The sequence below is a fragment of the Streptomyces litmocidini genome (genome assembly GCF_014649755.1).
GTDB lineage: Bacteria > Actinomycetota > Actinomycetes > Streptomycetales > Streptomycetaceae > Streptomyces > Streptomyces litmocidini.
Window position 1 is genome coordinate 178,013 of the sequence record NZ_BMTQ01000002.1, and the last position, 19,823, is coordinate 197,835.

A 19,823-nucleotide genomic window follows, 5' to 3' on the forward strand; every position below is an offset into this window, starting at 1 on the left:
AAGACGGTGACCATGGGTGACATTCTCGTCGGCGCGTGTTCATGGACGGACAAGGAGCTGCTGTCCAGCGGCTGGTACCCGGAGGGCCACCGCGGCGCGGAGGCCAGACTGCGGTACTACACCACGAGGTTCCCGCTGGTCGAGGTGGATGCCACCTACTACGGGCTGCCCAGTACGCGTAACAGCACTCTCTGGGTCGAGCGCTCGCCGGCCGGTTTCCGGTTCGACGTGAAGGCGTTCTCGTTGCTGACCGGGCACCCGACGCGCCCCGGCGCGCTGCCGGCCGATCTGCGGGCGGCGGCGGCCCGGCCGCACGGTCGGGCGGAGGCGGACCCCGAGCTGCTCGACGAGGTGTGGCTCCGCTTCAGCGGCGCCCTCGAACCCCTGCGCCGGGCGGAGCGCCTGGGCACGCTCCTCTTCCAGTTCCCTCCGTGGCTGGCTCCGGGGACGGCGGCGACGTCGACGCTGCGCCGGTGCCGGGAGCGCACCGAGGGCTGGCCGGTGGCGGTGGAGTTCCGGCATCCCGACTGGTGGCGTCCGGACCGGTCCGCCTCCACCTTCGGCCTGCTGGCGGAACTGGACCTGACCGCCGTGGCCGTGGACATGGTGCAGTCGCTCCCCACGTCCATCCCGCCGGTCACCCCGGTCACCTCCGACCGGCTGGCGGTGGTCCGCTTCCACGGGCGCAACCGCGCCTGGGGGACGGGAACGAAGGAGGAACGGTTCCGCCACCGGTACACGCCCGAGGAGCTCTCCTCCTGGACGCCGGCCGTCCACGCGATGGCCGACCGGGCCCGCGAGGTCCACGTCCTCTTCAACAACTGCTGTGGCGATGCGGCCGTCCGCAGTGCCGAGACGATGAGCCGCCTGCTCGGCACGCAGCCCGACGCCGACCGGGCGGACGGCCGGAACGACGCGGACGGCCGGGGCGACGCGGTGGAAGGACCGGGTGGCACGGACGGCCCGGGGGGCACGGACGGCCCGGGCGTCGCGGCGGACGGCCCGGGTGGCACGGCGCCCCTCTTCTGAACGTTCTGAACGGCCGGTGGGCGGGCCGTGCGCCCGGACGGAGACCCGCCGGAGTCGACGCCCGGCCGACGGGGTCCCGTAGGGTCGACGGCATGCGACTGAGCACGGTGATCCTCCCCATCCACCGGTGGAGCGAGGGGCAGAAGACCTGGCGGCGGGCCGAGGAACTCGGCTTCCACGCGGCGTACACCTACGACCACCTCTCCTGGCGGAGCTTCCGCGACGGCCCGTGGTTCGGCGCGCTGCCCACGCTCACCGCGGCGGCGACGGCCACCGAGCGGATCCGCCTCGGCACCCTCGTGACCTCGCCGAACTTCCGGCACCCGGTGACGCTCGCCAAGGAGCTGATCACGCTGGACGACGTCTCCGACGGGCGGATCACCCTCGGCATCGGCGCGGGCGGCAACGGCTTCGACGCCACCGTGCTCGGGCAGGAGGCGTGGACGCCGAAGGAGCGGGCCGACCGGTTCGGCGAGTTCGTGGCGCTCCTCGACCGGCTCCTCACCGAGGACGCGGTGACGGAGCGGGGCACGTTCTACTCGGCCGACGAGGCGCGGAACATCCCCGGCTGCGTCCAGCGTCCGAGGCTGCCGTTCGCGGTGGCGGCGACCGGGCCGCGCGGGCTGAGGCTGGCCGCGCGGCACGGGCAGGCGTGGGTGACCACCGGAGACCCGAAGCTGTACGAGGAGGGGACGCCCGAGCAGTCGGTGGCGGCCCTGCGCGGCCAGGTCGAGAAGCTCTCCAAGGCGTGCGCCGAGTCCGGTCGGGACGTCGCCGAGCTCGACAAGATCCTGCTGACCGGTTTCACCCCGGACCGGGGGCGGCCGCTGGAGTCCGTGGACGCCTTCGTCGACTTCGCCGGACGTCACCGGGAGCTCGGCTTCACCGAGATCGTGATCCACTGGCCGATCCCGGACTCCGACTTCGCCGCCGACCCGACCGTCTTCGAGAACATCGCCACCGAGGCGCTCGCCCAGCTGGGCTGAGCGTTCCGGACCGCCCGGGGGGCGGCGCCCGTCAGGCCGTGTGTTCCGGACCGCCCGCGGCGGCGCCCGTCAGGCCGTGCGCCGGGCGTGGCTCCGCCACAGGGCGAGCATGACCGGGGAGTCGGCCGGTGCCGGACGGGCCGGGCAGACGTCGAAGTGGCTGACCCGGCACCCGTCCGACGGCACGGCCGCGCCCAGGTCGACCGCGGTCCCGTCGCCGCCGACGCGCCAGCGTCGGCCCGCCGGCACGAGCCGGGCCGTCAGCTCCCCGGGCTCGATCATGACCCAGCGCCCGCGCGCCGTGCGGTGCCACTCGGCGAGCGCCCCGCACCGGTCACAGACGGCCGGCACCGGGGCCCGCGCGTCCGGGGTGTCGCTCACGGGCCCCGCTTCGTCCCGTACCGCGCTCCCCGGCCGCGTCCGCTGTGCCACGACCCGGGCGCCCTGGGCCACGACCTCGACCAGGCCGGCCAGGACGTCGCCCACCAGCACCGGATCACGTTCGGGGTGCGCCGCTCCGGTCCGCTCGCACTCCGCGCAGAGGGTCATGCCGAGGCTCGTGACCCACGTCCCGTACGGCGTACCGCAGGAGTCGCACTCCGCGCTCCGCCGGCCCGCGACCATGCCGCCCTCCCTGAAGACGCCGTCAGCTCCCAGGGGGTCTTCCCCGCCGTGTCCAGAACGAACGGATGTTTACGGCCATCTCCTGGCGCATGTCGAAGGGCGCCGACCGCGTGCCGGCGCGGCGCCGGCTCCGCGCCGGCGCCGCGCGGTCCCCGTTCAGCCCTGACGCTTCGGCAGCCGGCGGTAGCCCGGGTGCACGCCGGGGGTGAGGCCCTGCTGTTCGGCGATCCGTCCGAGGAGCGCCGTCAACCGGTCCCGGTCCTCCTCGTCGAGCGCGGCGAACAGGTCGTCCTCGTGCAGCGCGGCGATCTCGCGGACCCGTCCGAGCACGCGGCGCCCGTCCTCGGAGAGGTACAGCTCGTGGTGGCGGCGGTCCTCGGCGCTGCGGCGCCGCTCGACGAGCCCCTTCTCCTCCAGGTTGTCGATGAGCGCGACGACCCGGCTCGGGACGACGCCGAGGTCGGCGGCGAGGGAGCGCTGACTCCGTCCCGGTTCCACGGCGATCATCCGCAGCAGACCGACGTCCGGCGGGGCGAGGCCGAGCTCGCCGACGCGCTCGCCGAAACGTCCCGCCGCGTGCGCCCCGAGCTGGGCGAGCAGAAACGCTCCGCCGCGCGGGGGCGGGGCCGTCGCCGCTCCGGGATCTTCCACTGGTTGCCGGTCACTGCTCACGGGGCTATCGTACGGGACAAGAATGATTCTCCATAGTGAACTATTCTCTTGAGAGAACGGACTGGACCCGTGTCTGCAGCAGAAGCAGAGAGCTGGACCGACCCCCGGCCGAACGACGCCCCCCGAGCACGCCGGGAGGCACAGGGAGGACCTCCGCCCGGCGTGCTCGCCGTGGTGTTCACCGGACTGTTCCTGGCCGCGCTGGTGCTCGGCACCGTGCTCGCCGGCGGTGACCCCTTCCCCTCCCCCTTCGGCGGGACCGGCGAGATCGTGGCGTACTTCCGCACCCACTCCGACGCCGTTCGGATCTCCGGCGCCCTCCAGTTCGCGGCCTCGATCCCGCTGGCCGTCTACGCCGCCACGGTCTCGGCCCGGCTGCACCGGCTCGGCGTCCGCGCCCCCGGCGCGACCATCGCCCTGGCCGGCGGCCTCCTCGCCGCCGGGTTCCTGGCCTGCTGCGGCCTGGTGAGCTGGACCCTGTCGCGTGCGGAGGTCCTGGAGCTCCCGCCGCTCGTCCGGGCCCTGCAGTACCTGGCCTTCGCCACCGGCGGCCCGGGACACGTCGTGACGCTGGGCCTGCTGGTGGCCGGGATCGCCGTCCCCGGGCTCCTCGCCGGACTGCTGCCCCGCGCGCTCGCCGTGACCGGCCTCGTCCTGGCGGCGGTCGCCGAACTCTCGACCCTCACCCTGCTCCTCGACGGCGCCGCCCTGCTGCTGCCGCTGGCCCGCTTCACCTGCCTGGGCTGGCTGATCGCCGCCGGCTTCCTGCTGCCCCGGCGCCGCACCCGTACCGAACCCCTCCGCAGCACCGGCAAGGAGCACTGACATGCCCGAGAAGCCCGAGAACACGACGGACGCGGACAAGAGGCCCACGGACAGGAGGCTCGTGGACAAGCTGGTGCGCTTCCAGCAGCCCGAGAAGACCCTCCGCTACCTGGGCGAGCTGCCCGACACCCGTCTCGCCGAGCTCTTCGGCCTGGACACCGAGACGTACCGGACGCTCCTGCGCGGCCTCGACGAACAGGCCCGGAACACCGCCGCCGACCTCCTCGGGGACCCCGCCTTCGCCGACCGCGCCGGCCGGTTGCCCTTCCGTCCCGGGCAGCGGGTCGTGGCCCTCGGCGAGAGCACCACCGCCGACCGGCTCTCCTGGTTCTCGATCCTGCGCCACCTCCTCCCGGACGGCGTCGAACTCGTCAACCTCGCCGTCTCCGGCTCCACCACCACACAGGCCCTCGCCCAGCTGCCCCAGCTCGGCTTCCTGCGCCCCGACTGGATCCTGTGCATGCTCGGCGCGAACGACGCCCAGCGGCTGGGGCGCCACGCGGGGGCCGCAGGCACCCGGCTGGTCAGCGAGGCGGAGACCGAGCGCAACCTCCTGGCCCTGCGGGACCTCGCCGAACGCGGCGGGCTCCCCGGCCCCCACCGCTGGATCTGGCTCACCCCGAGCGCCGTGGACCAGGAGCGGGCCGGCGCCCATCCGCACTTCCGGCGCGCCGGGATCGGCTGGACGAGCAAGGACGTCGACGGCGTCGCCGACTTCCTCCTCGGGCGTCCGGAACTCACGGTCGACACCCGGCGGGTCACCGCCGGCCTGCACCTCGACGACGGCCTGCACCTCACCCTCGACGGCCAGCGGGCCGTCACCGTCGCCCTCGTCGACGCGCTGGCCCGGCGGGCGGGGGCGGCGGCGTCATGAGGCTCATGCTCTTCGGCGCCACCGGCGGTACGGGCGCGCAGCTCCTGGCCCAGGCCCTCGACGCCGGCCACCGGGTCACGGTCGTCGCCCGCGATCCCGCCCGGGTCCCCGTCGTGGGCCCGGGGGCCGGGCTGACCGTCCTGCCCGGCGACGCGCTCGCCCCGGAGACCTGGCGGGAGGCGGTCGCCGGTCACGACGCCGTCCTCTCCTGCCTGGGCAGCACCGCCCGCAAGCACCCCACGACCGTCTACTCGCAGGGCACGCGGAACATCGTCGAGGCCATGCGCGCCTCCGGCGTCGGCCGGCTGCTCTGTCTCTCCTCCGCGGGCCTGGAGATCACCCCGGAGGTGCCGCTGCCGCAGCGGCTCGTCACCCGGTACGTGATCCAGCGGCTCTACCGGCACGGCTACGCCGACATGGCCCGGATGGAGAGCTTCGTACGGTCGCCCGGCGCGGACGGCACCGTGTGGACGGTGGTCCGGCCCCCGATGCTGACCGACGGTCCGCTGACCCGCGCCTACCGGACCGCGGAGAACGCCCCTCTGGCGCGGCCGAAGTCCCTCTCCCGCGCCGATCTCGCGCACTACCTGCTCACCCACGTCGACGACCACCGCGCCCACCGGGCCGTCGTGGAGGTCGCGTACTGAGGACACCCCGCGGACACCGCCCCGCGATCCCCTGCCCACGACCCCACCTGCACCGGACCGCGCGCGATCCCGCCTGCACCGCCCGCCGCCCGCGATCCCACGTGCACCGGACCGCGCGCGCGATCCCGCCCGCACGCCCGCACGCCCGCACGCCCGCACGCCCCCACACCCGCACGCCCGCACGCCCACGATCCCCTGCACTCATATGTGCGGCTCCTCGCACGCCCGTGCGTCCGGTGCGGAAGAATGGGGCGGTGACCTCTCCCCGTTCCCCGCGCCCTTCCGCCCCGGTGGCCCGGCTGATCGCCACCGACCTCGACGGCACCCTGCTGCGCGACGACAAGTCCGTGTCCCCGCGCACGGTCGCCGCCCTCGCGGCCGCCGAGCAGGCCGGGATCGAGGTCTTCTTCGTCACCGGCCGCCCGGCCCGCTGGATGGACGTCGTCAGCGACCACGTCCACGGCCACGGCCTGGCGATCTGCGCCAACGGCGCCGCCGTCGTCGACCTCCACTCGGGAGGCACCTTCCTGGAGGTCCGCCCGCTGGAGCGGCCGGTCGCGCTCGACGTGGTCCGCGCCCTGCGCGCCGCCGCGCCGGGGACGTCCTTCGCCGTCGAACTCACCACCGGCATCCACTACGAGCCGCAGTACCCTCCCTTCTTCCTCGACCCCGGTGCCACCGTCGCCACCGCCGAGAAGCTCCTCTTCGAGGAGAAGCCCGGCTCGGCCGCCCCGGTGCTCAAGCTGCTCGCCCAGCACCCCGAGCTCGACCCGGACGTGTTCCTCGCGCTCGCGCGGGAGGCCGCGGGCGATCTGGCCGCCTTCACCCGCTCCAGCCCGACCGCCCTCATCGAGATCAGCGCGCTCGGCGTCTCGAAGGCCTCCACCCTGGCCCTGTGCTGCGCCGAGCGCGGCATCTCCGCCGAGGAGGTCGTCGCCTTCGGCGACATGCCGAACGACATCGAGATGCTGAGCTGGGCGGGTCGCTCGTTCGCCATGGGCAACGCCCACCCGGAGGTCGTCACCGCCGCCTCGGGCCGCACGGTCGGCAACAACGAGGACGGCGTGGCGGTCGTCATCGAACAGCTCGTCACCGACGCCCTCGCCGCCAGGGAGACCACCGACTAGAACGGCACCGGGGAGGCAAAGGGCCGGAAACACTCACCGGCCGGGGCCGACACCGCGCCCCACCGGCCAGGACCGGCACCGCGCCTCCCGGACGCGGGTCCGAGCAGCACCTCCCCGGGGCAGACCCCAGGGCCGGCACCGCACCTCCCGGACGCAGGCGGAGCGGCACCTCCCCGGCGCGGAGTCGCGGGCTAGAGCGGTGCCTCCCACACCACCGTCGTCCCGCCGCCGTCCTCGCCCAGGCCCGGCCCGCACCAGCTCGCGCCGCCCAGCGACTCGGCCCGGCGCGCCAGATTGCGCAGACCGCTGCGGCGCCCGCCCGCCGGGATGCCGATGCCGTCGTCGGCGACCGAGAGGCGCACCCCGGCGGATCCGTCCGGCAGGGTGACGTCGGCGTCGACGACGACCTCGATGCGGCTCGCCTCCGCGTGCCGGAAGGCGTTCGAGAGCGCTTCGCGCAGGGCGGCGACGAGGTTCTTGCCGGTGAGTTCGCCGACCGTCGAGTCGATCGCGCCGAGGAAGCGGTGCGCGGGCTTGAAGCCGAGCGGCACGGCCGCCATGTTGATCTCCCGCAGGACACGGGTGCGCAGCCCCGATGGGGCCTCGGCGGGTCCCTGCTGGAGCGCGAAGATCGCCGTGCGGATCTCCTGGATGGTCACGTCCAGCTCGTCCACGGCCTTGCCCACGCCCTCGCGCACGGCCGGCACGATCGACCTCCGCTGGGCGCTCTCCAGCATCATGCCGGTGGCGAAGAGCCGCTGGATGACCAGGTCGTGCAGGTCACGGGCGATCCGGTCGCGGTCCTCGAAGACGGCGAGGCGCTCCCGGTCGCGTTGCGCGTCGGCCATCATCAGGGCGAGGGCGGCCTGCGAGGCGAACTGGGTGGCGAGCGTCCGCTCGGCCTCCGTGAACTGCCGGGCGCCGCGCACCCGGGGCGTGGCGAGCGCGCCGAGGACACGCCCGCCGCTCTGCAGCGGCAGGATCATGCTCGGTCCGTACGCGGACGTCAGCCTGCTGACCATGCGCGGGTCGGTCGAGGCGTCGGCCACGAAGACGGCCCCGCCCTCCAGGAGTTCCTTCACCACGGTGCTCTCGGGCGGGATCACCATGCCCAGCGACTTCGTGGGCCGGGGCGAGGAGACGGCGACGATCTCCAGGCCGCCCTCCTCGGCGGGCAGCAGCACGATCCCGGCGTCCGCGTCGGCGAGTCGGCGGGCCTGCTCGGCGACGACCGTGAGGGCGTCGTCGGCGTCGCCGCCGGAGAGCAGGGCGGTGGTGACGGCGACCGAGCCGTCGATCCACCGTTCGCGCTGCCGGGCCGCCTCGTACAGGCGGGCGTTGCCGATCGCGATGCCGGCCTCGGTGGCGAGGACCCGGACCATGTGCACGTCGTAGTCGTTGAACTCGCCGCCGCCGCGCTTCTCCGCGAGGTAGAGGTTGCCGAAGACCTCGCCCTGGACCCGGATGGGGACGCCGAGGAAGCTCCGCATCGGCGGATGTCCCGGTGGGAAGCCCGCCGCGCGCGGATCGGTGGACAGATCGGCGAGGCGGATGGTCTGCGGGTCGCGGATCAGCGCGCCGAGCAGCCCCGCGTGGCCGTCGGGGCGGCGGCCGATCCGGCGGGCCACGTCCTCGCCGACGCCGAAGGTGACGAAGTCGGACAGGCCCTCGCCCTCCTCGTCGACGACGCCGATGGCGGCGTACCGGGCGTCGGCGAGTTCGGCGGCGGTCTCGCAGATCCGGTCGAGGGTGGAGTGGAGTTCGAGTCCGGTGCCGACCGAGCGCATGGCCTCCAGGAGTTGCGGCACGCGGGCGGTGAGCTCCGTGGACAAGCCCTGGAGGCTGTGGGTGGCCAGGGTGGCGGCTTCCAGGGGGCCCGGGGGATCGGGCGCGGCAGCGGTCATGTGCCTGAGCCTAGTAAGTCCTATTTGGCGAGAAAAGTCGGCCTCTCCGTCCCGGGCGCCGCCGAGGTGACGAGCAGATCGGTTTCCCGCTCCTGCTCCAGCATCCGCCGCAGCGGACCGTCCGTCGCCGCGAGTTCGGCGTACGGGCCGCGCTGCACGGTCCGGCCCTCGTCGAGGACCACCACCTCGTCGACGGCGTCGAGACCGTGCAGCCGGTGGGTGATGAGGACGGTGGTGCGGCCCTCCGTGGCCCGGAGCAGATCGTCGGTGAGCGCGTCGGCGGTGGCCAGGTCCAGGTGCTCGGCGGGTTCGTCGAGGACGAGGACCGGGAAGTCGGCGAGGAGGGCCCGGGCGAGCGCGAGCCGCTGCCGCTGTCCCCCGGACAGCTGGGAGCCGTGCTCGCCCACGAGCGTGTCGAGTCCGGCGGGCAGCCCGTCGACCCAGTCGAGCAGCCGGGCCCGGCGCAGTGCCTCGCGCAGCTCCTCGTCGTCCGCGCCGACCTTGGCGAGCCGCAGGTTCTCGCGGACGGAGCTGTCGAAGAGGTGGGCGTCCTGGGCGCAGAGCCCGACGAACCGCCGGACCGCGTCGCCGTCCAGCTCCCGGGCCGGTACGCCGCCGATGCGGTACGTGCCGTACTCCACGTCCAGGAACCGCAGCAGCACCTGGGCGAGCGTGGTCTTGCCGGAGCCGGAGACGCCGACGACCGCGACCCGGCGCCCGGCCTCCAGGGTGAGCCCGAACCCGTCGAGCGCGAACCGCTCCTGGCCGGGGTGCCGGGCCGAGAGCCCGGCCAGCTCCAGCGGGAACGGGTGCGCCGGGGGAGCGGCGGGCGTGCGCGGCTCGTGTACGGGGACGGGGGCGTCGAGCACCTCGAAGACCCGCTCGGCGCTGCGCTTGATCCGCTGCCGGTACTGGACGGCGAGCGGCAGGCCGGTGACGGCCTCGAAGGCGGCGAGCGGCGTCAGGACGATCACGGCGAGGGCCACCCCGTCGAGCCGCCCGTCCCGTACGGCCTGGACGCCGACGAGCGCGGCGGCCGCGACCGTCAGACCGCAGACCAGAGCGGAGAGGCCGGCGCCGAGCGCGGTGGCGGCGGCCTGCCGGGAGGCGATGGAGGTGAGGGTGCGGTCGGCGTCCCGCGTCCGCTCGATCCGGCCCCGGAGCGCACCGGCGACGGTCAGTTCGGCACAGCCGCGCAGCAGGTCGGCCACGGCGGTCGCCAAGGCGCCGCGCGCGGGGGCGAGCCGCCGCTCGGCCCGGCGGGCGAGGGCCGCGCCGGCCGCCGGTACGGCGACTCCGGCGATCAGCAGGCCCACGGCGAGGACGGCACCGGCCTCGGGAAGGAGCCAGGCGGTGAACCCGGCGGAGGCGGCGCCCACGAGGAGCGCGGCGCCCACCGGGAGCAGCCAGCGCAGCCAGTAGTCCTGGAGGGCGTCGACGTCCTGGACGAGTCGCGCGAGGAGGTCACCGCGCCGGGTGCGGCGCAGTCCGGCCGGGGCGATCCGCTCCAGACGCCGGTAGACGGAGACCCGCAGGTCGGCGAGCATCCGCAGGACGGCGTCGTGGGAGACGAGCCGCTCGGCGTACCGGAAGACGGCCCGGCCGATGCCGAAGGCGCGCGTGGCGGTGACGGCCATCATCAGATAGAGCACGGGCGGCTGCTCGGAGGCCCGCGAGATGAGCCAGCCGGACACGGCCATGAGCCCGACGGCCGACCCGAGCGCCAGGCTCCCGAGCAGCAGCGCGAGCGCCATTCGCCCCTTGAGCGCCGCGGCCGTGGCCCGGACCCGCCCCAGTGCGGGCGTCTGTTCCGCACGGGGCGAGGGGGGTCCCCCCTGTTCGGGCGAAGCCGGGAGTTCGGGGGAGGGCGGGTACGCCCCGCCGGCGACGCCGCCGTCTCCCGCGCCCGGGTCCCCGGCGCCCCGGACGGCCGCCCCGGGCGCCTCCGGCACAGCAGGGCCCGCGCCCACCGCGGCACCCCCCAGCCGCACCACCCGATCCGCCACCGCGAGCAGCGCCGGCCGGTGCACGACGAGCAGCACCGTCCGCCCGGCGGCAAGGCGCCGGACCGCGTCGACGACCCCCGCCTCCGTCGCCCCGTCCAGCCCCGCCGTCGGCTCGTCGAGCAGCAGCAGGGGCCGGTCCGCCAGGAACGCCCGGGCGAGCGCGAGCCGCTGCCGCTGCCCCGCCGAGAGCCCCGCGCCGTCCTCACCGAGGACCGTGTCGAGCCCCTGCGGCAGCCCCGCGACGAACCCGTCCGCCCCGGCGTCCCGCAGGGCGTCCCGTACCGCCTCGTCGGGGGCGTCCGGGCGGGCGAGCCGTACGTTCTCGGCGACCGTCCCCGCGAAGAGGTGCGGGCGCTGCGGCACCCAGGCGATCCGGGACCGCCACTCCTCCCTGTCCAGCGACCCCAGGTCGACGCCCCCGACCCGTACCGAACCGCCCTCCTCCGGAACGGCGAACCCCAGCACCACATCGAGCAGCGTCGACTTCCCGGCCCCGCTCGGCCCGACCAGGGCCACCGTCTCGCCCGGCTCGACCGTCAGCGTCGCCGCGTCGAGCGAGGGCTCGGCGCGCCCCGCGTGGCGGACGGTCACGCCGTCGAGTTCGAGGCGCACGGACTCCGGCGCGGCCTCCGTGCCACCGTCCCGTACCGGCTGCTCCAGGACGGCGAAGATCTCCTCCGCCGCCGCGAGCCCCTCCGCCGCCGCGTGGTACTGCGCCCCCACCTGCCGCAGCGGAAGGTACGCCTCGGGCGCCAGGATCAGGATGACGAGCCCGGTGTACAGATCGAGTTCACCGTGGACGAGCCGCATGCCGATGGTGACGGCGACGAGTGCGACCGAGAGGGTCGCCAGGAGCTCCAGGGCGAAGGAGGAGAGGAAGGCGATCCGCAGCGTGCGCATCGTCGCCCGGCGGTACTCCGAGGTGATCGCGCGGATCGACTCGGCCTGGGCCTTCGCCCGGCCGAAGATCTTGAGGGTGGGCAGTCCGGCCACCACGTCCAGGAAGTGGCCGGAGAGCCGTGAGAGCAGCTTCCACTGCCGGTCCATCCGGGCCTGGGTGTACCAGCCGATGAGGACCATGAAGACCGGGATGAGCGGCAGCGTGACCACGATGATCGCCGCCGAGACCCAGTCCTCGGTGACGATCCGGGCCAGGACCGCCACCGGCACGACCACCGCGAGGCCCAGCTGCGGCAGATAGCGGGCGAAGTAGTCGTCGAGGGCGTCCACGCCCCGCGTGGCGAGGGCGATGAGCGAACCGGCCTTCTGACCGCTCAGCCACCCCGGTCCGAGCGCGGCCGCGCGGCCGAGGAGCCGGCCGCGCAGTTCGGACTTGACCGCCGCGCTCGCCCGGTGGGCGGCGAGCTCGGTGAGCCAGGAGACGAGCCCCCGTGCCCCCGCGACCCCGGCGAGCAGCAGCAGGGGCGTGGCCAGGTCGGCGACCGACCTGGCCTGCTGGAAGGCCCCCACCACGATCTCGGCGACGAGCATCGCCTGGGCGATGACCAGCACCGCTCCGACGAGGCCGAGCACGACCACCGCGCTCAGGAAGAGACGGGTGGCCCTGGCGTACCGGAGCAGGCGCGGGTCGATCGGTTTCACGTGAAACATGCCCCTCAGGAGAGGGCCGACTAGTGGGTGTCGGCGATGTGCTGCGTACCGATGCGCTTCCGGAACACCCAGTAGGTCCAGCTCTGGTAGAGCAGCACCAGCGGGGTCGCGATCGCCGCGCACCAGGTCATGATCTTGAGCGTGTACGGGCTCGAGGACGCGTTCGTCACGGTGAGGCTCCACTCGGGATCGAGTGAGGACGGCATGACGTTCGGGAAGAGCGCCAGGAAGAGCATCGCCACGGCGGCGGCGATCGTCACGCCCGAGAGCGCGAACGACCAGCCCTCGTGCCCCGCCTTGATGGCGGCGATGGCGCCGACCAGCGCCACCACGGCGACCAGCATCGCCACGAGGCTCCCGCCGTCTCCCGTGTCGACCTGGGTCCAGGTCAGGAAGCCCAGGGCGAGCACCGCCGTGACCAGGCCCAGCCTGAACGCGAGCGCCCGCGCCCGGCCCCGGATGTCCCCGACCGTCTTGAGCGAGGCGAAGACCGCGCCGTGGAAGGTGAAGAGGGTGAGCGTGACCAGGCCGCCGAGGATCGCGTACGGGTTGAGCAGGTCCCCGAGGGTGCCGACGTACTCCATGTCGCCGTCGATCTTCACGCCCCGGACGATGTTGCCGAAGGCCACGCCCCAGAGGAACGCGGGGATCAGCGAGGTCCAGAAGATCGCCTGTTCCCAGTTGCGCTGCCAGTTCTCCTCGGGCCGCTTCACCCGGTACTCGAAGGCGACGCCCCGGACGATCAGGCAGACCAGGATGACCAGCAGCGGCAGGTAGAAGCCGGAGAACAGCGTCGCGTACCACTCGGGGAACGCGGCGAAGGTCGCCCCGCCGGCGGTGAGCAGCCACACCTCGTTGCCGTCCCAGACGGGCCCGATGGTGTTGATGAGGACCCGCTTCTCGGCCCGGTCACGGGCGAGCAGCTTGGTCAGGACTCCGATCCCGAAGTCGAAGCCTTCGAGGAAGAAGTAGCCGATCCAGAGGACGGCGATGAGTACGAACCAGACGTCGTGGAGTTCCATGCCTCGATCTCCTCAGCCTCAGTACGAGAAGGCCATGGGCCGGTCGGGGTCACGAGGGTCCCCGCCGATCCTGGTGGGCGGGTTGAGGTCGTCCTCGGTGAGCTCCGGCGGGCCCGCCTTGACGTACTTGACGAGGAGCTTGACCTCGATGACGGCGAGGATCGCGTAGAGGGTGGTGAAGACGATCATCGAGGTGAGGACCTCGCCCTGGGAGACGCCGGGGGAGACCGCGTCACGGGTGCGCAGCACGCCGTAGACGACCCAGGGCTGGCGGCCCATCTCGGTGAAGATCCAGCCCCAGGAGTTGGCGATCAGCGGGAACGCCATCGTCCAGAGGGCGATGATCCAGTACCAGTTGCCCAGGCGGGGGCTGAGCGCCTTCCGCTTGAACAGGACCAGGTTCGGCACCTCGTCCTCACCGGTCCGCATCCCCGGCGCCAGCATGAACTTCTTCCGGGTCAGCCAGAGGCCGAGCATGCCGATGCCCAGCGAGGCCATGCCGAAGCCGATCATCCAGCGGAAGCCCCAGTAGGCGACGGGGATGTTGGGCCGGTAGTCGCCGGGCCCGAACTTCTCCTGCTCGGCCTTGTTCACGTCGTTGATGCCCGGGACGTACGAGCTGAAGTCGTCGTTCGCGAGGAAGGACAGCAGACCCGGGATCTCCACGGCGACCGTGTTGTGGCCCTTCTCGACGTCGCCGTAGGCGAAGACCGAGAAGGGTGCGGGCGCCTCGCCGTCCCAGAGCGCCTCCGCGGCGGCCATCTTCATCGGCTGCTGCTTGAACATGACCTTGCCGAGCAGGTCACCGCTGATGGCGGTGCCGAGGCCGGCGATGATCAGCGTGATCAGACCGAGCCGCAGCGAAGTCCGCATGATCGGGATGTGCTTCTTGCGCGCCAGGTGGAATGCGGAGATGCCCACCATGAACGCGCCGCCGACCAGGAACGCCGCCGTCATCGTGTGGAAGAACTGGGTGAGCGCGGTGTTCTGGGTGAGCACCTGCCAGAAGTCGGTGAGCTCCGCCCGGCCGCGCTCCTTGTCGATGCGGTAGCCCACGGGGTGCTGCATCCAGGAGTTGGCCGCCAGGATGAAGTACGCGGAGAGGATCGTGCCGATCGACACCATCCACATGCAGGCGAGGTGGATCTTCTTCGGCAGCTTGTCCCAGCCGAAGATCCACAGACCGATGAAGGTCGACTCGAAGAAGAAGGCGATGAGCGCCTCGAAGGCGAGCGGGGCGCCGAAGATGTCACCGACGAAGCGGGAGTAGTCGGACCAGTTCATGCCGAACTGGAACTCCTGCACGATCCCGGTGACCACGCCCATGGCGATGTTGATCAGGAAGAGCTTGCCCCAGAACTTCGTCGCCCTGAGGTACTTCTCCTTGCCCGTGCGGACCCAGGCGGTCTGGATGCCGGCGGTGAGCGCGGCAAGCGAGATCGTCAGGGGTACGAACAGGAAGTGGTAGACGGTGGTGATGCCGAACTGCCAGCGCGCCAGAGTCTCCGGCGCCAAAGCTAGGTTCACGTCTTCTCCTTACTCGACGTGGTCACAGCGGGCAGTCTGCCTGGCGGGTTCCACCCAAAGAGGGAGGAAGCAGGACACGCTTGTGAACGCGTTCACATTCACAAGCATTATTACTTATACGAAATCCGTACCGTGAGGCGGGGGGCTGTACTACGGGTCACACTTTCCGAGAGCTTCAACATATTATTGAATCCGGTGCATGACTCTTCGGATACGCATCTCCTGGCCGGCCGGACACACCACGGCCACCCTCGGGGAGACCCCCACGAGCAAGGCGCTCGCGGGAGCCCTCCCGATCGTCTCCACCGCCCGCACCTGGGGCGAGGAGGTCTACTTCGACACGCCGGTCTCCGCCCCGGTCGAGGACGGCGCGCGCCAGGTCGTCGAGCCCGGGACCGTGGCCTTCTGGACGGAGGGCGACGCGCTCGCCCTCCCCTACGGCCCCACCCCGATCTCGCGGGGCGACGAATGCCGGCTGGCGAGCCCCTGCAATCTGCTGGGCGCCCTCGACGGCGATCCGCGGATCCTGGCCACCGTCAGGGACGGCGACCCGGTCCGCGTGGAACTCGTCGGCGGCTGATCGACCCGTCGGCCGGTCAGCCCTCCTTGCGGAAGCCCTCCGCCGCCTTCAGGAACAGGTCGTTGGCCTCGCACTCACCGATCGTGACGCGCACGCCCTCACCCGCGAACGGCCGCACCACCACGCCGTGCCGCTCGCACTCCGCCGCGAACTCCATGGTCCGCTCGCCGAGCCGCAGCCAGACGAAGTTGGCCTGGGTGTCCGGCACGGTCCACCCCTGGGCCACGAGCCCCGCGTGGACCCGCTCGCGCTCCGCCACCAGCGCGCCGACCCGTCCGAGCAGTTCGTCCTCGGCCCGCAGCGAGGCCACCGCCGCGTCCTGCGCCAGCTGGCTCACGCCGAACGGCACCGCCGTCTTGCGCAGGGCCGCCGCCACCGGCTCGTGGGCGATCGCGAAGCCGACCCGCAGCCCCGCCAGGCCGTACGCCTTGGAGAAGGTGCGCAACACGGCGACGTTGGGACGGTCGCGGTAGAGCTCGATGCCGTCCGGGACGTCACTGTCGCGGACGAACTCCCGGTAGGCCTCGTCGAGCACGACGAGGACGTCAGAGGGCACCCGGTCCAGGAAGCGCTCCAGCTCCGCCCGGCGCACGGCGGTGCCCGTGGGGTTGTTGGGGTTGCAGACGAAGATCAGCCGGGTCCGCTCGGTGATCGCCTCGGCCATCGCGTCGAGGTCGTGCACCTCGCCCTCGGTCAGCGGCACCTGCACGGAGGTGGCTCCGCTGATCTGCGTGATGATCGGGTACGCCTCGAAGGAGCGCCAGGCGTAGATCACCTCGTCGCCCGGGCCCGAGGTGGCCTGGAGCAGCGACTGCGCGACGCCGACCGAGCCGGTGCCGGTGGCCAGGTGGGAGACGGGCACGCCGAAGCGGTTCGCCAGCTCCTCCGTCAGACCGGTGCAGGCCATGTCGGGGTAGCGGTTGAAGTTCGCGGCGGCGGCCAGCGTGCTCTCCATGACCCCCGGCAGCGGCGGGTAGGGGTTCTCGTTGGAGGACAGCTTGAAGGCCACGGGACCGCCCGCGGCGGCCGGCTTGCCCGGCTTGTAGGTGGGGACGCCGTCCAGCTCGGCGCGCAGCTTGGGGCTGCCGGTGCTCGTCCCGCTGGTCTCGCTCACAGTGTGGCCTCCTCGACCGTCCGTACCGCCAATACTCCTCACCTTAAGAGGATTCGCCGCCGCTGCGAATGGGCTGTGGACAACAGGAGGGACACGCTCTGGACGAGATTCCGCTCGCGTCCCGACCGAGGGGGGCGCGCGACGGGGTGGCGCGCGCTGGTGGCGGGCGCCGTGGCGCGCATCCCCCGTAGAGGTGAGTTGAGACCTCTTCGATACCTCGCCCCCTCGCCAGGCCCAGACCGTTCGGCGGGCATGGATCACACCCAGAAGAGCCTAACTACCTTTGATTTAGCGCATCTTGGTCTCCTTCGACCATGCAGAAACGTGCCTGTCAACGCCTGCATATGCGACCGTCCCGACCGCCCCTCATCGCCCTACTATCGGCTCGCCATGACAGCAGCAGGGAAGCACCAGGTGAGCCGGGCACAGACCCGGGGAAGCCGGCAGGGCCGGGCAGGCATCCGGGACGTGGCCGCCGCCGCCGGGGTCTCCATCACGACTGTCTCCGACGCGCTCAACGGCAAGGGCCGACTCCCGGACGCCACCCGCCGCCACGTCCGCGAGGTCGCCGACAGGCTGGGCTACCGCCCATCCGCGGCGGCCCGCACGCTCCGTACCGGCAAGTCGGGACTCATCGGCCTGACCGTGACCACGTACGGGGATGAACCTTTCACCTTCACCGAATTCGCGTACTTCGCGGAGATGGCCAGAGCAGCCACGTCGGCCGCGCTCGCCCGGGGCTACGCCCTGGTCATCCTCCCCGCCACCTCCCGCCATGACGTCTGGTCGAACGTCGCCCTCGACGGCACCGTCGTCATCGACCCCTCCGACCACGACCCGGTCGTCACCGAACTGGTCCGCCAGGGCCTGCCCGTCGTCTCCGACGGACGCCCCGCCGGCACCCTTCCGGTCACCGCCTGGGTCGACAACGACCACGAAGCCGCCGTCCTCGACCTGCTCGACCACCTCGCCGCCGCCGGCGCCCGCCGGATCGGCCTCCTCACCGGAACCACCACCGACACGTACACCCGCCTGTCCACCACCGCGTACCTCAACTGGTGCGAACGCGTGGGCCAGGACCCCGTCTACGAGGCCTATCCGGCGCACGACCCGTGCGCGGGCGCCGTCGCGGCCGACCGGCTGCTCGCCCGCCCGGACCGCCCCGACGCCGTGTACGGCCTCTTCGACCCCAACGGAACCGACCTCCTCGCGGCCGCCCGTCGCTACGGACTGCGCGTCCCGGACGACCTGCTGCTGGTGTGCTGCAGCGAGTCGACCGTCTACGCCACCACCGAACCGCCCATCACCACGCTCTCGCTCAAGCCGCGCCGGATCGGCACGGCCGTCGTCCAGCTCCTCATCGACGCCATCGAAGGGGTCGACACCGACGGTCCGGTCGAGCAGGTGATACCGACCGAACTCATCGTCCGCACCTCCTCGCAGCGACGTTCGCCCCGCACCACGGTCAGCCCGCCACGCTCGCCGGCCAAGGACTGACCCCACGGGTGACGGCACCCGGATCCGCCGTCACCCGAACGGTCGTCCCCGCCCCTGCCCGTGGGCGGGGACGACGAAACCGATCACCGCACCGGGCTCGTCCCTGGACCGGACCTTCACAATTCGGGCGAAACAAACGGCCAACCCGGAGTGAACCCGGATTCACCACCCCTGGTGCGTCACACGGAAGGGCCCTCATTCCTATGATGGGCGGACGACACCGCGGACCACCCCGACCAGGCCGGTCCGCGATGTGCAGGGCATCGCGACGGTGGTGGAGGGGTCGATGACTCAGGGGGCCGGTCAGGAGCCCGTGGTGCGCACGGCGACATTGCGTGACTTCCGCGTACCGCCGTACGCCCGCGTGCCCGTGCAGGGCCACGCCGCCGAGCCGCCGTCCCCGGAGCGGCCGCCGACGGCTCCGCCGGACGAGCCCGCTCCGGTCGAACGCCTGTCAGCCGTCACGTACCCGGCAGCCGCCGAGCACCTCCCCCCGGTCGCCCCCTCCCCGGTCGAGGCCGTCCCGGTGCCGGCCCCGCCGGTCGAGGCCCTCCCCGCCGAGGCGCCCCCGGCCGAAGCGCCCCCGGCCCCGCCGGCCGCACCGCAGGCCCCCGCGCCCGCCGCACCACCGGCCCCCGCCCCCATGCCCGCCGACCCGACCCTCCATCTGGGGCACCGGCTCGCCCCGGCGTACGCCGCCCCGGCCGGCTCCTCCATCGTCTCCGTCGCCACCGGCCACCCGGGCAACGCCTTCCCCGAGGGCGAGCCGCCCGAGGGATACACCCCGACCGAGCGCGACCTCCCCGTCATCAACCGCGGCGACACCGTCCAGGTCCCCGTCACCTCCGAACCGGCCCCTGCCCCGGAGCCCGCCAACGGCGACGGCCCCGGCCCCCTCTACGTCGTCGGCGACGTCCACGGCTACCTCGACGAACTCCTCGCCGCCCTGCGCGCCCAGGGCCTCATCGACGAGAACGGCGGCTGGGCCGCGGGCAACGCCCGGCTCTGGTTCCTCGGCGACTTCACCGACCGCGGCCCCGACGGCATCGGCGTCATCGACCTCGTCATGCGCCTCTCCGCCGAGGCCGCCGCCGCCGGCGGCTACTGCAAGGCCCTCATGGGCAACCACGAGCTGCTGCTGATCGGCGCCAAACGCTTCGGCGACACCCCCGTCAACTCCGGCGCGGGCACCGCCACCTTCCAGGCCGCCTGGCTGCTCAACGGCGGCCAGAAGCACGACATGGACCGGCTCCAGGACGTCCACCTCCAGTGGATGTCCCGGCTCGACGCCGTGGTGCGCGAGGACGACCACCTCCTCGTGCACTCCGACACCACCGCGTACCTCGAATACGGCCAGACCATCGAGGACGTCAACGACACGGTCCACGAGATCCTCAACCGGAACGACGCCGACGAGGTCTGGGACCTCTTCCGGAAGTTCACCAAGCGCTTCGCGTTCCGCGACGACGGCGGTCCACAGGCCGTCCAGGAGCTGCTCGCCACCTACGGCGGCCGCCGGATCGTGCACGGCCACAGCCCCATTCCGTACCTCCTCGGCCAGGTCGGAACCGAGGACGGCGAGGACAGCGCGGGCCCGGTCGTCGACGGACCGCACGTGTACGCCGACGGCCTCGCGATCGCCATGGACGGTGGAGTGACCATGGCCGGAAAGCTACTGGTCGTCCAACTCCCCCTGAACGACTGAGGCATAACGCTGTGCATCCGGGGAAGTCGATTTCCGGAAAGACCCTGTCAGGCCCCGGTGTCCCCGCAATACC

The 19,823-nt window shown here is 72.8% G+C and carries 16 protein-coding genes; 9 read left to right on the forward strand and 7 right to left on the reverse strand.

Translation table 11 applies throughout. The features are described from left to right. The first annotated feature begins 12 nt into the window (after positions 1 to 12). Both IE180_RS04150 and IE180_RS04155 read left to right on the forward strand, forming a co-directional pair. Positions 13 to 1,029, forward strand: a complete 1,017-nt coding sequence (locus IE180_RS04150) for a DUF72 domain-containing protein (RefSeq protein WP_190155372.1) — start codon at positions 13 to 15, stop codon at positions 1,027 to 1,029. Positions 1,030 to 1,121: 92 nt separating this feature from the next. After that, the gene (locus IE180_RS04155; protein ID WP_190155373.1) at positions 1,122 to 2,015 is read left to right on the forward strand and encodes an LLM class flavin-dependent oxidoreductase; all 894 of its coding nucleotides are present in this window, start codon (positions 1,122 to 1,124) and stop codon (positions 2,013 to 2,015) included. Between the two features lie 69 nt (positions 2,016 to 2,084). On the opposite strand, the gene IE180_RS04160 is transcribed toward IE180_RS04155, so the two are convergent. Further along, on the reverse strand, positions 2,085 to 2,639 hold the full coding sequence (locus IE180_RS04160; protein ID WP_190155374.1) for a DUF6083 domain-containing protein: 555 nt from the start codon (positions 2,637 to 2,639) through the stop codon (positions 2,085 to 2,087). Positions 2,640 to 2,795: 156 nt separating this feature from the next. Further along, on the reverse strand, positions 2,796 to 3,311 hold the full coding sequence (locus IE180_RS04165; protein ID WP_190155375.1) for a MarR family winged helix-turn-helix transcriptional regulator: 516 nt from the start codon (positions 3,309 to 3,311) through the stop codon (positions 2,796 to 2,798). A 162-nt stretch (positions 3,312 to 3,473) separates the two neighbouring features. On the opposite strand from IE180_RS04165, the gene IE180_RS04170 reads away from it, so the two are divergent. The 4 genes from IE180_RS04170 to IE180_RS04185 all read left to right on the forward strand — a co-directional run bounded on the left by IE180_RS04170 (position 3,474) and on the right by IE180_RS04185 (position 6,784). Then, positions 3,474 to 4,136 carry a hypothetical protein gene (locus tag IE180_RS04170; protein ID WP_190155376.1) on the forward strand — a complete coding sequence of 221 codons (663 nt, stop codon included), beginning with the start codon at positions 3,474 to 3,476 and terminating at the stop codon, positions 4,134 to 4,136. A gap of 1 nt (position 4,137) precedes the next feature. Next, the gene (locus IE180_RS04175; protein WP_190155377.1) at positions 4,138 to 5,010 is read left to right on the forward strand and encodes an SGNH/GDSL hydrolase family protein; all 873 of its coding nucleotides are present in this window, start codon (positions 4,138 to 4,140) and stop codon (positions 5,008 to 5,010) included. Then, on the forward strand, positions 5,007 to 5,657 hold the full coding sequence (locus IE180_RS04180) for an NAD(P)-dependent oxidoreductase (protein ID WP_190155378.1): 651 nt from the start codon (positions 5,007 to 5,009) through the stop codon (positions 5,655 to 5,657). The genes IE180_RS04175 and IE180_RS04180 overlap by 4 nt, the downstream gene beginning before the upstream one ends. Before the next feature lie 254 nt (positions 5,658 to 5,911). Beyond that, the gene (locus tag IE180_RS04185; RefSeq protein ID WP_190155379.1) at positions 5,912 to 6,784 is read left to right on the forward strand and encodes a Cof-type HAD-IIB family hydrolase; all 873 of its coding nucleotides are present in this window, start codon (positions 5,912 to 5,914) and stop codon (positions 6,782 to 6,784) included. 191 nt (positions 6,785 to 6,975) lie between these two features. Here IE180_RS04185 and IE180_RS04190 read toward each other — a convergent pair whose 3' ends face one another. Genes IE180_RS04190 through IE180_RS04205 form a run of 4 tightly spaced genes read right to left on the reverse strand, consistent with a single transcriptional unit; the run spans position 6,976 to position 14,854 of the window. Next, the gene (locus tag IE180_RS04190; RefSeq protein ID WP_190155380.1) at positions 6,976 to 8,688 is read right to left on the reverse strand and encodes a GAF domain-containing sensor histidine kinase; all 1,713 of its coding nucleotides are present in this window, start codon (positions 8,686 to 8,688) and stop codon (positions 6,976 to 6,978) included. Positions 8,689 to 8,708: 20 nt separating this feature from the next. Further along, positions 8,709 to 12,296 carry a thiol reductant ABC exporter subunit CydD gene (gene cydD / locus IE180_RS04195; protein WP_190155792.1) on the reverse strand — a complete coding sequence of 1,196 codons (3,588 nt, stop codon included), beginning with the start codon at positions 12,294 to 12,296 and terminating at the stop codon, positions 8,709 to 8,711. Between the two features lie 29 nt (positions 12,297 to 12,325). Beyond that, entirely contained in the window at positions 12,326 to 13,327 is a 1,002-nt protein-coding gene (gene cydB, locus IE180_RS04200) for a cytochrome d ubiquinol oxidase subunit II (RefSeq protein WP_190155381.1), read from the reverse strand. Positions 13,328 to 13,345: 18 nt separating this feature from the next. Next, positions 13,346 to 14,854 (reverse strand): cytochrome ubiquinol oxidase subunit I, encoded by a 1,509-nt coding sequence (locus tag IE180_RS04205; RefSeq protein WP_190155382.1) that lies wholly within the window; start codon positions 14,852 to 14,854, stop codon positions 13,346 to 13,348. Positions 14,855 to 15,053: 199 nt separating this feature from the next. On the opposite strand from IE180_RS04205, the gene IE180_RS04210 reads away from it, so the two are divergent. After that, the gene (locus tag IE180_RS04210; RefSeq protein WP_190155383.1) at positions 15,054 to 15,434 is read left to right on the forward strand and encodes a cyclophilin-like fold protein; all 381 of its coding nucleotides are present in this window, start codon (positions 15,054 to 15,056) and stop codon (positions 15,432 to 15,434) included. A gap of 16 nt (positions 15,435 to 15,450) precedes the next feature. Here the strand turns inward: IE180_RS04210 and hisC are convergent, their stop codons facing one another. After that, the gene (hisC, locus tag IE180_RS04215) at positions 15,451 to 16,548 is read right to left on the reverse strand and encodes a histidinol-phosphate transaminase (RefSeq protein ID WP_190155384.1); all 1,098 of its coding nucleotides are present in this window, start codon (positions 16,546 to 16,548) and stop codon (positions 15,451 to 15,453) included. A gap of 390 nt (positions 16,549 to 16,938) precedes the next feature. Between hisC and IE180_RS04220 the strand changes: the two genes are divergently transcribed. Both IE180_RS04220 and IE180_RS04225 read left to right on the forward strand, forming a co-directional pair. Then, positions 16,939 to 18,045, forward strand: coding sequence for a LacI family DNA-binding transcriptional regulator (locus tag IE180_RS04220; protein ID WP_190155385.1), 1,107 nt, complete (start codon positions 16,939 to 16,941; stop codon positions 18,043 to 18,045). A gap of 286 nt (positions 18,046 to 18,331) precedes the next feature. Then, positions 18,332 to 19,750, forward strand: a complete 1,419-nt coding sequence (locus IE180_RS04225) for a metallophosphoesterase (RefSeq protein ID WP_190155386.1) — start codon at positions 18,332 to 18,334, stop codon at positions 19,748 to 19,750. The last annotated feature ends 73 nt before the right edge of the window (positions 19,751 to 19,823 follow it).

Bases quoted from the DNA above. Each gene is read 5' to 3' on its own strand.
- IE180_RS04150 (WP_190155372.1), top strand. From the start codon at position 13: ATGGGTGACATTCTCGTCGGCGCGTGTTCATGGACGGACAAGGAGCTG.
- IE180_RS04155 (WP_190155373.1), top strand. From the start codon at position 1,122: ATGCGACTGAGCACGGTGATCCTCCCCATCCACCGGTGGAGCGAGGGG.
- IE180_RS04160 (WP_190155374.1), bottom strand. From the start codon at position 2,639: ATGGTCGCGGGCCGGCGGAGCGCGGAGTGCGACTCCTGCGGTACGCCG.
- IE180_RS04175 (WP_190155377.1), top strand. From the start codon at position 4,138: ATGCCCGAGAAGCCCGAGAACACGACGGACGCGGACAAGAGGCCCACG.
- IE180_RS04180 (WP_190155378.1), top strand. From the start codon at position 5,007: ATGAGGCTCATGCTCTTCGGCGCCACCGGCGGTACGGGCGCGCAGCTC.
- IE180_RS04190 (WP_190155380.1), bottom strand. From the start codon at position 8,688: ATGACCGCTGCCGCGCCCGATCCCCCGGGCCCCCTGGAAGCCGCCACC.
- cydB (WP_190155381.1), bottom strand. From the start codon at position 13,327: ATGGAACTCCACGACGTCTGGTTCGTACTCATCGCCGTCCTCTGGATC.
- IE180_RS04210 (WP_190155383.1), top strand. From the start codon at position 15,054: ATGACTCTTCGGATACGCATCTCCTGGCCGGCCGGACACACCACGGCC.
- IE180_RS04220 (WP_190155385.1), top strand. From the start codon at position 16,939: ATGACAGCAGCAGGGAAGCACCAGGTGAGCCGGGCACAGACCCGGGGA.
- IE180_RS04225 (WP_190155386.1), top strand. From the start codon at position 18,332: ATGACTCAGGGGGCCGGTCAGGAGCCCGTGGTGCGCACGGCGACATTG.